The sequence below is a fragment of the Dyella sp. OK584 genome (assembly GCF_057787755.1).
Genome location: NZ_CM173542.1, coordinates 202,288 through 214,711, shown reverse-complemented (window position 1 = coordinate 214,711; position 12,424 = coordinate 202,288). Strand labels below are relative to the sequence as shown.

The following is a 12,424-nucleotide window of genomic DNA, read 5'->3' as shown; positions in this document are numbered from 1 at the left end:
TAGTTATTATCATTTAACTTTGCCAGCCTGCCCGGATGCCACGGGCGGCTGGGCGTTCAAAGGTCGCGGGTTGGCGAGCGGTGGGTTATCTTCCGCCGGCTATGCCTATGCGACTCGTGCTCTACCAGCGTGACTACTGCCACCTGTGCGACCAGGCGTTGGCCGTGATGGCCGAGGCGCGTGCGCCGGATTTCGACAGCGTGTGGGTCGATGACGACGAGGCGTTGGAAGTGCTTTATGGCGTGCGTGTGCCTGTGCTACGCGACAGCCATGATGGGCGCGAACTCGATTGGCCGTTCGATGCGGCGGCTGTGCGCCAGTTTCTTGCGAAGGCTCTGTAGGAGCACACCCCGTACGCGACCGCGGAGCTTCGGCGTACCGCTCCGCGGGCTGGTCGCGCACCGGGTGCGCTCCTACAGGTGAGGCTGGCGCTTATTTGGCGGCAAGCACCAGATGCGCATTGATCTTCACATCTGCGCCGATCACCGAGGTATCGGCGTATTCGCCGCCGCCTACGCCGAAATCGAGGCGCTTCACCGAGCCGGTCACGTCGAGCGTCGCGCCCGTGCCCTGCGGCTTGAACGTCACATTGAGGCTCACCGGCTTGGTCACGCCGCGCAGCGTGAGGTTGCCGTCGGCCACGACCTGCGCGCCGTTCTGGCGGAAGGCGGTGGTGACGAAATGCGCCTTGGGAAACTTCGCCACGTTGAAGAAATCGGCGCCGGGCAGTGCGCCGTCGCGGTCGTTGTCGCCGGTCCTGACGCTGGCGAGGTCGACGTCCACATCGAACTTCGAAGCGGCGAGTTTGGTCGCGTCATAACTGATTGCGGCCGTCCATTTGCCGAACGTGCCGTCGAACGATTGGCCCTGGAAGCTGCTGGTAAAGCCGAGCTTGCTGCCGGCTGGTTGCACCGTGTAGTCCGCAGCGCTGGCAAGACCGGGCAACGCAAGCGAGAGCAGCAGCGGTGCGATGAGCTTGAGATGTTTCATCAACGTTCTCCTTGGGAGGGGGCGTCATTGCGCAGGCGACGGAAGGGGAGCATGCGCAGCAAGGTGTTGTCGCGATCGATCAGGTGATGCTTCAGCGCGCCGCCCACGTGGAACACCAGCACCAGCACGAGGAACCAGAACAGGTACTCGTGAACGCCATGCGAGAAGCGCCGCATATCGGGATTCGCAGCGCTCAGCGCAGGCAGGTTGAATATCTTGAAATACTGCAGCGGCTTGCCGGCAACCGAGTTGAACCACCAGCCGCTCAGTGGAAGCGCAAGAATCAGTAGGTAAAGGAAAGCATGGACGACATGCGCTGCCAGTTGCTGCCAGCGCGGCGCGGAATCTTCGGCCGGCCGGCGGTCGCCCACGCGCCACAGCATGCGCAGCAGGAACAGCGCTAGCACCGTGAGACCAATCGACTTGTGCAATGCCAACCAGCTGATCTGCTGCATGGGCGAGCTGGCCAGATCCATCATCAGGCCGAAGATGCCGTTTCCGAGGATCAGCAGCGCCGTGATCCAGTGAAAAAATTTAGCGACCGAGCCCCATCGACGATCGTTGCTGCGCAAGCTCATTGTTGCTCCTTGTTGGATTTGTTCTGGTCTTCCTGGATGGCTTCCAGTTCAAGCCACACGCTGACGCCGTGGCCAATCGAGTTGGCGTTGGAAGTCATGCCGAAATCGTCGCGGTTGAGCATGACATTGGCGGAGAAGCCCGCCGTGGTGTGCATGCCGTAAATGGTGGCGCCGATGCGGTTGACGGTGAAGGCGAGCTCCACGGGTTTCGTCACACCGCGCAAGGTGAGGTTGCCATGCAGTACGCCATGCGTCTCGTCCTTGCGCTCCACCGAAGTGCTGACGAAGTGTGCGTAGTGCGCCTTCTCCGCATCGAGGAACGCTGGCTTGAGCACGGCTGCATTCCAGTCGGCATCGCCCATGTCCAGGCTGGCCAGGTCGATGTCCAACTCGGTGGCGGATTGGCTCCAGTCGTTCGGATCAAACCGCAGCCAGCCCTGCGCGATGTGCAGGCGACCAAACGGGCGCGAGAAGCCGTTGTGGTCGATGCTGAAGAGGATCTGGCTGTGCGTCGTGTCGTAGCGATAGGTGGTTGGTGCTGCCAGCGCTGCGCTCATGGTCAGCCATGCACAGGCCATGGCGAACAGGAGTCGTCTGGAGAGGCGTGAGTTGCGCATAGGGTCAAAGTCTGGACGATTCGCCCGGGGCACGCCAGCGGCGTCCTGGGAACGGATTGTTTCTGTCATGACGTCTTCACGGACTGTATATGCTCTCAGGCGGGCCAACGGTTGCCATGACACGCTCGTTCTGACATCACGGCTCTGGCATGATCCAACGACTCTCGGGGGAGATCATGCTGTCGTCATTGCTGCTAAGCGCCTTCCTGTTCGCAAGCTCGCCCACGTCCGCGCTGGCTGCTGCGCCCGTCGCGCCACCGCCGGCCGGCATGGCGCTGCCCACGCCACAGTTCCGTCGCTACGGTACGGCCGAAGGCTTGCCGAGCAGCAGCGTGTATACCGTGGTGCAGGCGCCCGATGGTGTCATGTGGTTCGGCACCAAGAGCGGCATCGCTCGCTATGACGGCGTGAGCTTCAAGGTATTTCGTCATGTGGTGGGCGATTCGCAGTCGCTCTCCAACAACGGTATTTCCTCCCTGATGTTCGATCGCGGTGGTCGCCTGTGGGCGGCCGGGCTGGAGGCCGGGCTCAATCGCTACGACGAGCGTTCCGGCACGTTTCGTCACTGGGGACACGACCCGAACGATCCTTCGAGTCTCGCCAGCGACAAGGCGTGGTCGATCGCGCAGACCGGCGACGGTTCGGTCTGGGTCGGGACTGCCGTTGGCCTCGACCGCATGCGCATGGATGGCCGTGGCTTCGATCATGTGGTGGTGACCGGCGTCGACCCGGCTGCGCTGGGTACGGTTGGCGCGCTGTTCGTGGATGCGCGAGGCCAGTTGTGGGTGGGTAGCGACAACGGCATTTTTCGGCGCGATGACACCGGTGAGTTCCACCCCATCCGCCCCGAAGCGTCGGGCCAGGCGCTGGATGCGTGGCGTATCGAGGGTGATGGCGACGAGGTGCGCATTGCTTCGTCGCGTGGTCTGTTCGTGGTGAGCGGCAATGATGTCGCGCGGCAGGTCGGGCGTGGCGAGCTGCCGGAGACAAACGTGCTCAGCAGCATGCGCGACCGCGCCGGGCGGCTGTGGATTGGCACCCAGCGTGGTCTGTTCCTTCAGAACGGCAAGGACGCGCCGGTCCAGGCGGTGACCAACCAGCCGGTACTGCACGGCAACCTGCCGGGCACCTGGGTGTGGCAGATCCAGCAGGACAACGAAGGCGGCCTATGGATCGCGCTGTTCGATGGCGGCGTGGGTTATCTCGCCCCCGGCTGGAACAGCGTGAGCCGCTTCACCCACATTCCCGACGATGACAACAGCCTGCGCGACTCGGTGGCCTATTCGGTGGCCCGAGGTAGCGAAAGCACGATCTGGGTGGGCGAGCGCAATGGTCGCGTGGACCGGTTGAATCCTGTCACTGGCAAAGTCGAGCACGTACTGTCTGGCTTGCGCGGCGATGTGCTGGGCATGACCGAGGATGCGCAATCGCGCCTGTGGATCACCGTGCAGGGCGCGCTGTTCCGCTATGCCAACGGCAAGCTCGACCAGGTGCCCGCGGGCAGTCAGGGCATGAAGCATCCGCTGGAAGTGGAGCTTGGCCCGGACGGCAAGCTGTACGCGCGCACGTTCGGCGAGGGCCTGTTCCGCGTTGACCAGGACACGCTGGAGGTCACGCCGGTGTCGGTCCTCCCAACGCAAGAGAAAGCCCGTTGGGGCAGCCAGATCACGCTCAGGCAAGGTGTGTTTTTTTACGCCAGCGACGGCGGCCTGATGCGCCTTGATCGCAAGCACGACCATTTCGAGCCGGTGCCGGGCGTGGACAACGGCGAAGCGGTGGACGCCTTCGATTTCACCGACGACGGCATGTGGCTGGCGCGGCCGGACGGCCTGGAGCTTTATCACTACGAAGGCGATGGCCTGGTGCTGGATCGCAAGATCGATGCGACCCGCGGATGGCCGTCCATCAACGTGGTCGACCTCGCCGTCGACAAGCACCAGCGCGTGTGGGTTTTCGGTCGCGATGGCCTGTGGCGCTTTGATCCCGCCAGCGGCCGCTTCCGCGAATTGGGCTTGCAAGATGGTTTGAGCAACGGCGAATTCCTGCGCGGCTTCGGTCGTGCAGCCGACGGAACCATCTATGCGCCCACGCTTGGTGGCGTGATGGGCTTCAATCCCAATCGCGTGGACGAGCGCGTCTCGCCGCCGGCGGTGGCGATCACGCACATCATCGTTCGCCGCAACGGCGTGCTGCAGGGTCTATCTGTATCGTCGTCGGGCGAGCTGTTCCTCGGCTGGCAGGACAGCGGACTCAATATCGAAACGCGCGTGTTTTCGTATGTCGATCCGGCCGCCAACCGTTATCGCTTCCGCCTGCAGGGACTGGATGCCGCCTGGGTGGATACCGGCAGCCGCGGCGAACGCGATTTCGCCGGTCTGGGACGCGGTGATTACACGCTGGATGTGATGGCTGCCGGCGCGGATGGTGCCTGGGCGCATCTGGAGCAGCCGCTGAAGATACATGTGCAGGCACCGCCGTGGCTGCGCTGGTGGGCCTGGTGCGGCTACGTGCTGCTTGCCGTGCTGTTGTTGTGGTTGGCGCTGCAGGCGTGGCGACGCCGTCTTGCACAACGGCACCAGATCCAGCTGGCTGAGCAACGCAGTCGCCTGGCCGAGCAGGCGAGTGCAGCGAAGACTCAATTCCTCGCCACGCTCAGCCACGAAATACGCACGCCGATGACCGGCGTGATGGGCATGGCAGAGCTATTGCTCAGCACGCCACTGAGCCACACCCAGCGCGATTACGCCGAAGCCATGCAGCGTTCTGGCGGCATGTTGTTGAAGCTGCTCAACGACGCGCTGGATCTGGCGCGCATCGAGGCCGGCAAGCTAGAACTGGAGAGCGCGCCGTTCGATCCGCGGACATTGGTCGAAGACGTAGCGCATCTTGAGTTGGGCCAGGCGCGCGCCAAGGGTTTGCGCTTCGAACTGGACATTGCCAAAGACCTGCCGCATCGCATGATCGGCGATGCGGTACGCATCAAGCAGGTGTTGTTGAACCTCGCCAACAATGCGCTGAAATTCACCGAGCGCGGCAGCGTCACGCTGCGCGTGCGGCGCACGGAGGACGGCTTGCGCCTGAGCATCATCGACACCGGCCCCGGTATTCCCGAGGCCAGCCAGGCGCGACTGTTCCAGCGTTTCGAACAGGTCACCGGACCGCAGCGTCGCGCCGGCAGTGGCCTGGGCCTGGCCATCTGCCGTGAGCTGGTGGCGATGATGGGCGGCAGCATTGAACTGGAATCCAAGGTGGCCTTCGGCAGCACCTTCCATGTGCGACTGCCTTTGCCGGTGGCACAGGAGCCCGCTGCTGCAACGACCATGCGCCCCGAAGGCGCGATCACCCGTCAACTGCATGTACTGCTGGTGGAAGACGACACCATCGTGGCAGCAGTGATTCGTGGTCTGCTGGAGCGCGCGGGGCACGAGGTGCGCTACGTCGCCAATGGCCTCGCCGCGCTGGCGGAACTCACGCAGTCGACTTGCGATGTGATCCTGCTGGATCTCGATCTGCCCGGCATCGATGGGTTTCAGATCGCGCGGCTGATTCGCCAGCGGGAAGAGGCCGGTCATCGCATACCTATCGTGGCGATCACCGCGCGCTCGGGTGGCGACGAGGAAACGCGTGCGCGTGACGCGGGCATGGATGGTTTCTTGCGCAAACCACTTACCGGCGAGCAACTGCTGGATGCGCTCAATGAGCAGTTGGCGACATCTACCGAATCCGCCCTGTAGGAGCGCACACTCTGCGCGACCGCGGAGTTACGCCGTTACCGTTCCATAGGCTTGTCACTCGGGCCATTCTTGGCCCTAGCCCTTCGGGCAAAACCGGCAATCGTGTCGGTTTGTCGCGCACAGGGTGCGCTCCTGCAAAAAAACGTGAGAGGCGGCGCGCGTCTCACATGTCGAACTTGTTCACCTCGAACCCGCGCCGCTTGTACTCGCCCCAGCGCGTACGAGAGCCCTCGCGCTCGGCCGGGTCGGCAGCGACCACTTCCAGCACTCGGTCGTAACGGCCAGGTGCGCAGTCTTCGCGCAAGTTGATCTGCAAGGGCCGGTCCGCTGTGTCGATGCCGGGCGGCACGATCAGCACGGCCGTGTTCACGTCGTCGTCGTCACCCGCAAGCTGGTGCGAAATGAAGCCGTCCTCATCGAACTCCCACAGCAGCTCGTCGATGGCTTCGGCCTGGGCGAAATCCCGCGCCAGAATCAGCAAAGGCTGCTGCGCGGCGAACGCGCGCTTGGTCAGCTCGCATACCAGCAGCAGCGGTTGTTCGCGAAAGCGCGGCTTGTCGATCAGATAGAAATCGGCACGAGGCATGGCATGAAGTCTTTGGTGTCCGCCATTCCGACGCGAGCCGGAATGGCGGAGTGGTGGATTATGCGGCGCGATCGATCAGCCACTGCACTAGCAGCGGTACCGGGCGACCGGTGGCCAGACCCTTGCGGCCTTCGTCCCACGCGGTGCCCGCGATGTCCAGGTGCGCCCAGCGCTGGCCTTCGGTGAAGCGCGACAGGAAGCAGCCCGCAGTGATCGCACCGGCGTTCTTGCCGCCGATGTTGGCGACATCAGCGAAGCCCGATTCGAGCTGCACCTGGTAGTCGTCCCACAGCGGCAGGCGCCATGCACGGTCGAGCGTTTGCTCGCCGGCGGCGATCAGTTCGGCAGCGAGATCATCATGCTTGCTCATCAGGCCGCTGGCATGCTTGCCCAGCGCGATAACGCAGGCACCGGTCAGCGTGGCGGCGTCGATCAGCACCTTCGGCTGGAACGTCTGCGCCGTGTACGTGAGCGCGTCACACAGAATCAGGCGACCTTCGGCATCGGTGTTGAGCACTTCGATGGTAAGGCCCGACAAACTGGTGAGCACGTCGCTCGGACGGTAGCTGTCACCGTCAGGCATGTTCTCCACCGCCGGCACCACGCACACCAGGTTCACCGGCAGGCCGAGTTTCACCGTTGCCACGAAGCCACCGAGCACGCCCGCGGCGCCGCCCATGTCGAACTTCATTTCTTCCATGCCCGGGCCGGGCTTGAGGCTGATGCCGCCGGTGTCGAAGGTGATGCCCTTGCCGACGAAAGCGTAGGGCTTGTCGCCCTCGGCGCCGCCCTTGTATTCGAGCACGATGAGCTTGGGCTTGTTGGACGAACCGCGGCCCACGGCCAGCAGCGAACCGAAGCCCAGCTCGCCCATCTTCTCGTGGTCAAGCACGGTGCAGCTCACCTTGTCGTGCTTCGCCGCGAACTGCTCGGCCTGGCTGGCGATGTAGGCGGGGGTGCAGATGTTCGGTGGCAGGTTGGCCAGCTCGCGGGCGAAACGCACGCCATCGGCAATAGATGCGGCCTGACTCAGGCCTGCCTGTGCTTCGTCGCCGGCGGCAAACGCGATGGCGGTCAGTTCCGGCTGCGCGGCCTTTTCGCGCGGCTTGAAGGTGGCCGTGTAGCGGTAGGCGACATGGTCGGCGGCCAGCGCCGCGATGCGCACGCGCCAGGCGGCGTCATGGCCAGGTACGTCCACTTCGGTGAGGTAGGACATGGCGCCGTCGATCGGCAGTCGGCCCAGTGCGCGCACGGCCTCCATGTTCACCTTCTGATAGCGTGCACCGTCGAAGGTCTTCTGCGTTCCCAGTCCCACCACCAGCACGCGCTTGGCCACCATGCCTACGGGCGCGTACAGCAAGGTTGTGCTGCCGGCCTTGCCGGTGATGTCGCCGCTCTCCACCTGGCGCTTGATCGCGCCGTGCGCGGTGGTATCCACGCGAGCGGCGGCGCTGGTGAGCACACCGTTCTCATAGACGCCGACCACCACGCAGGGGGTCTCGACGGTTTCGGGAGCGGCGGAGCCGAGGCTGAACTGGAGAGTCATCAAGATGTCCTGCAGAAAGGTCCGGAAAGGCCCGGACAGGCTAGACTTGGGGTTTGCCGACCCCCGTGGGGCGGCGCCAAGCCTTTCATCTTATCGCATGTCCAGGACCTGTCCCCATGACCGGGGTGAGAACCCGTACACTTCACTGTTGTTTCTCGTCCAGCGCGCGACCTTGCCGTGCGGACTCCTGCGTGCGTGAGGACCGGTTCTGAGCATCCTCGATCGTTATTTCCTGCGTGAGCTGGCACAGACCGTCGCTGCCACCGCCATCGTGCTGCTGGCCATCATGGCCGGCACCTCGTTTGCGCACGTACTGCAGCAGGTGGCCAACGGCAGTTTCCCCGCCAGCGTGATGTTCCAGGTGCTGGGCCTGAACATGCTCGACGGCCTCGCCACGTTGTTGCCGCTGGCGGCCTTCCTGGGCGTGCTCAATGGACTCGGCCGCATGTACCGCGAGAGCGAGATGCACGTACTGGCCTCGTCCGGTATGGGCGCGTCGGGCCTGCTGCGACCGATGGGGATTCTCGCGCTGATCGTGGCTCTCCTGGTGGGCACGGTGTCGCTGTGGCTGGGGCCGTGGGCTGCGCGCACGTCGGACCAGCTGGTGGCGGCGGCCAACCGGTCGGTGATCGCCGCCGGTCTGGATGCGGGCCGCTTCACCGAGCTTCCGGGCAAGGGCGGCATCATCTTCGTGGATGAACTGAGCCGCGATGGCAGCACGCTGGGCAACACCTTCATCGCCACCGAACGTATCGGCAAGGACAAGGTGCCGCACATCAAGCTGGTGACCGGCAAGCACGGCCAGCTGTATCAGGAAACCGACGGCAATGGCCGCTTCCTGGCGCTGTGGAACGGCTTTCAGTACGACATTCCGCTGGGCGCCGACAACTGGCGCAAGATGAAGTACGAGCGCAACGACGCGTCGCTGTCCAACGTGCAGTCGGATGAAGACGCAGAGGATCCCGCGCACTCGCTGACGACCTGGGCGCTGTTGCGTACCGACACCCCCGATACGCGCGCGGAGTTCGCCTGGCGCACCATTGCGCCGGCGATGACCCTGGTGTTGTTGGCGCTGGCGTTGCCGTTGTCGCGGCAGAGCCCGCGTGAACCGCGCTTCGGCCGCCTGTTCCTGGCCGTGCTCAGCTTCTATTTCTATTACCTGCTGCTCGCAATCTGCCGTGGTCAGATCATCAAGGGCCGCTGGCACCATTCGGCTCCGATGTGGGCGATAACCCTGCTTGTGTTCGGCCTTGCCGTCTGGATGTTCCGCAACCAGTACGCCGAGCGTAAGCCGCGAAAGGCGGGTGCCTGATGGCCGCGCTGCGCATTCGGCGCGTTGATTGGCTGGTCGGCACCACGGTGCTGGGCTCGATGCTGATGGTATGGCTGGTGATCACTGGCCTCGATGCGGTGTTCCAGTTCCTGCGCCAGCTCGGCAACGTGGGCAAGAACGGTTTCACGGTGACCAACGCCGTGGTTTACGTGCTGGTGACGTTTCCGCGTCGCCTCTACGAGATGTTTGGCAATGCGGCGTTGATCGGCGGCTTGCTCGGCCTGGGCGGCCTTGCCGCGACCAATGAGATTACCGCGCTGCGCGCCTGCGGCCTTTCCAAGTTGCGCATCGCAGCTTCGGCGGTGGGCGTGGTGGCCATCCTGGTGGTGGGCGTGGTGATCCTGGGCGAAACCGCGGCGCCCTGGGGTGACCAGCAAGCGCAGGCCATGCAGCTGCGCATGAAGTCCAACAGTGTGGGCCTGGGCGGCAGCTCGGGCCTATGGGCTCGCGATGGCGAGCGCATCATCAACGCCAAGGGTTGGACGGCCAAACACACGGGCACGCATAGCACCGTGCAGTTGCATGACGTGCGTGTGTTCACGCTCACCCAGGATGGCCAGGTCACCCGCTTCGACTGGGCGCAGACGGCCGAGCACGACGGGCGTCAATGGGTGATGAGCCAGGTGCGCAGCACCTCGCTCGATGATCAGGGCACGCACACCAGCACGGCGGCCAGCCAGCGCTGGGACTCCAAGCTCAACCCGCAGGTGCTGGAGCAGTCGGTCATCCAGCCCCAATACCTGCCGATGCGCGACTTGCGGCGCAACATCAATTACCTCGAGCAGAACGGTCAGAACCCCGGCGTCTATGCATCGGCGTTCTGGGGGCGCGCGCTGTATCCGCTCAACGTGCTGGTGCTGGTGCTGTGCGCCATGCCGTTCTCGTTTGGCACGCTGCGTTCGGGCGGCCTGGGCAAGCGCATGTTCATCGGCATGCTGCTGGCAATCGGCTGGTACTTCCTGCAGAAGGCGATGGTGAATTTCGGTACCGTCTACGGCGTACCGCCGCTGCTGGCGAACTTGTTGCCTGCGGTGATCCTCGCGGGAATCGCCTGGTTCTATTTCCGCAAGAACGGGTAGCACATGTCTTTTCCCTCTCCCTATGGACAGAGGGAAGGGTGAGGGGCGGGTGCTCCCGGTAGAACTTCTACAGAGCGGGCTTTGAACAAGCACCATCGCAAGCACCCGCCCCTCACCTCAATTCTCTCCCCATAGGGGAGAGGAAGCGGGCTGTGCATCCGCCGCGAACTTTCCATCCTCCGCCAACCGCGCAAATAGCCCGCCCTGGCGTATCAGTTCATCGAACGTACCCTGTTCAACCAACTGTCCCTGATCCAGCACGAGGATCAGGTCGGCATGACGCACCGTCGACAGGCGATGCGCGATCACGAAGGTAGTGCGCCCTACAGTGAGTCGATCCAGCGCACGCTGGATGCGTACCTCGGTGGCGTTGTCGAGCGCACTGGTGGCTTCGTCCAGTATCAATATCGGCGCGTCCTTGAGCATCGCGCGCGCAATGGCCAGGCGCTGGCGCTCTCCACCTGAGAGCGAGCGCCCTCGTTCCGCCACCATGGTTTGCAGGCCTTCGGGTTTGCGCGCAATGAAACCCGCCGCTTCGGCCGCTGCCACCGCCTTCTCGATCTCGCTCAGATCTGCATCCGGCTTGCCTACGCGCAGATTGTCGAGGATCGAGCGATAGAACATGCCCGGATCCTGAAACACGACGCCGATGTTTTGGCGCAGCGATTGAAGCGTGACATCGCGCACGTAATGCCCATCGACGGTGACGCGGCCTTCGCTGGGATCATAGGCGCGATAAAGCAGGCTCAACGCGGTGCTTTTGCCGGCGCCGGTGGGCCCAACCAGTGCGATGGTGCTGCCAGGTGCAGCGCGAAAACTAAGATCGTGCAGCGCCGGCTGCACTGGGTCGTAGCCGAAGCTGACGTGCTCGAACACTACATCGCCGCGCGCATGCGGAAGCACGAATGCATCTGGGTGATCCTCGATCTCTGGACGGCGGTCGAGCACGCCAAAGAAATCGCGCAGCGATTGCGTCTGGAAAAACATGCTTGAGATGAACGTGGCGAACTGCTCCAGTCGCCCGATCAACAGCATCGAGAAGCCCACGAAACTGACGATGCCGCCCACGCTGATCTCGCCGCGCGAATGCAGCGCGGCGCCCAGTGCGAAGATCGCCACAATGGTTAGCGTACTGGCGGCACGGTTGAGCACGGACAGAATCGCCCAACCCTTGAGAACCGGATACTGCGCATCGAGCACGCGCGCCATCATGTCGCGCAACGCATGTGATTCGGCCGCCAGTCGCGTGAAGCTCTGCACCACCGTGACATTGCCGAACACGTCGCCGGCGCGGGTGGCGATCTCGTTATGCAGTTCCTCCACTTCGCCTTGCGCCTTGTGCGTACGTTGCACGGCGACGGCGTTGAACACCGAGAAGCACACCAGTAGCGCGATCATGAGCAGCGCCAGCTTCCAGTTGATCCACAGCGCCACCGGCACCATCACGATGATCGACAGTAGCGTGGCCAGGTGTTCGCGAAAGAAGCTCAGCCACAGGCCAAACAGGTTGCTCACGCCGTTGTTCATGATGCGGCCGAGCCGACCGGTGTGATATTCGCCGTGGAAGGCTTGAGGTAGCGCAGCGGCATGTTCGAAGAACAGTGCGATGGCGGCCAGCCGGCGTCGGTGCGCCAGGCGATCGGCATGCAACGACACCCACACATTGGCGATGACACCAGCAAAACCCACCACCGCCCACATGGCGATGAAGCGCGGCGCGTGGCCGTCGGTCGTGGCAGACAGTGCATCGACTACCTTGCCGAACAGCACCGGTTCCAGGAAGAACACCCCGGCCAGCGCCAGATTGGCCAGCGCCAGCATGATCGCCAATCTGCGCTCGGGCGCCAGCAGGCCGATGACACGCAGGTAGAGGCGCAGGAAAGACATGGCTATGGCTTCCTTCCGAACAGGTGTCCACCCGAGACGCATGGTCCCGTGAGTTGAAGGCTAGCCCAATCGCT

10 protein-coding genes are annotated in these 12,424 nt (G+C 63.8%); 4 read left to right on the top strand and 6 right to left on the bottom strand.

Going from position 1 to position 12,424, the window contains the following annotated elements; all coding sequences use genetic code 11:
- Positions 1-107: 107 nt before the first annotated feature.
- Positions 108-341, top strand: coding sequence for a glutaredoxin family protein (locus AC3CBN_RS00920; protein WP_488634956.1), 234 nt, complete (start codon positions 108-110; stop codon positions 339-341).
- 91 nt (positions 342-432) lie between these two features.
- On the opposite strand, the gene AC3CBN_RS00915 is transcribed toward AC3CBN_RS00920, so the two are convergent.
- The 3 genes from AC3CBN_RS00915 to AC3CBN_RS00905 are packed head-to-tail and all read right to left on the bottom strand — an operon-like array spanning position 433 to position 2,185.
- Positions 433-990 (bottom strand): YceI family protein, encoded by a 558-nt coding sequence (locus AC3CBN_RS00915; RefSeq protein ID WP_488634955.1) that lies wholly within the window; start codon positions 988-990, stop codon positions 433-435.
- A complete protein-coding gene (locus AC3CBN_RS00910) occupies positions 990-1,568 on the bottom strand; it encodes a cytochrome b (protein WP_488634954.1) in 579 nt (192 codons plus the stop codon). The genes AC3CBN_RS00915 and AC3CBN_RS00910 overlap by 1 nt, the downstream gene beginning before the upstream one ends.
- Entirely contained in the window at positions 1,565-2,185 is a 621-nt protein-coding gene (locus AC3CBN_RS00905; RefSeq protein ID WP_488634953.1) for a YceI family protein, read from the bottom strand. The genes AC3CBN_RS00910 and AC3CBN_RS00905 overlap by 4 nt, the downstream gene beginning before the upstream one ends.
- 176 nt (positions 2,186-2,361) lie before the next feature.
- On the opposite strand from AC3CBN_RS00905, the gene AC3CBN_RS00900 reads away from it, so the two are divergent.
- Positions 2,362-5,919 carry a hybrid sensor histidine kinase/response regulator gene (locus AC3CBN_RS00900; protein WP_488636634.1) on the top strand — a complete coding sequence of 1,186 codons (3,558 nt, stop codon included), beginning with the start codon at positions 2,362-2,364 and terminating at the stop codon, positions 5,917-5,919.
- 163 nt (positions 5,920-6,082) lie between these two features.
- Here the strand turns inward: AC3CBN_RS00900 and AC3CBN_RS00895 are convergent, their stop codons facing one another.
- Positions 6,083-6,505, bottom strand: a complete 423-nt coding sequence (locus tag AC3CBN_RS00895) for a DNA polymerase III subunit chi (protein ID WP_488634952.1) — start codon at positions 6,503-6,505, stop codon at positions 6,083-6,085.
- A gap of 58 nt (positions 6,506-6,563) precedes the next feature.
- Positions 6,564-8,051, bottom strand: coding sequence for a leucyl aminopeptidase (locus tag AC3CBN_RS00890; RefSeq protein WP_488634951.1), 1,488 nt, complete (start codon positions 8,049-8,051; stop codon positions 6,564-6,566).
- 214 nt (positions 8,052-8,265) lie between these two features.
- On the opposite strand from AC3CBN_RS00890, the gene lptF reads away from it, so the two are divergent.
- Both lptF and lptG read left to right on the top strand, forming a co-directional pair.
- Positions 8,266-9,363: an LPS export ABC transporter permease LptF gene (gene lptF, locus AC3CBN_RS00885; protein WP_488636633.1), complete on the top strand. Its 1,098-nt coding sequence runs from the start codon at positions 8,266-8,268 to the stop codon at positions 9,361-9,363.
- Positions 9,363-10,463 (top strand): LPS export ABC transporter permease LptG, encoded by a 1,101-nt coding sequence (gene lptG / locus AC3CBN_RS00880; protein ID WP_488634950.1) that lies wholly within the window; start codon positions 9,363-9,365, stop codon positions 10,461-10,463. The genes lptF and lptG overlap by 1 nt, the downstream gene beginning before the upstream one ends.
- A 117-nt stretch (positions 10,464-10,580) precedes the next feature.
- Here lptG and AC3CBN_RS00875 read toward each other — a convergent pair whose 3' ends face one another.
- On the bottom strand, positions 10,581-12,350 hold the full coding sequence (locus AC3CBN_RS00875; protein ID WP_488634949.1) for a glucan ABC transporter ATP-binding protein/ permease: 1,770 nt from the start codon (positions 12,348-12,350) through the stop codon (positions 10,581-10,583).
- Positions 12,351-12,424: the final 74 nt, after the last annotated feature.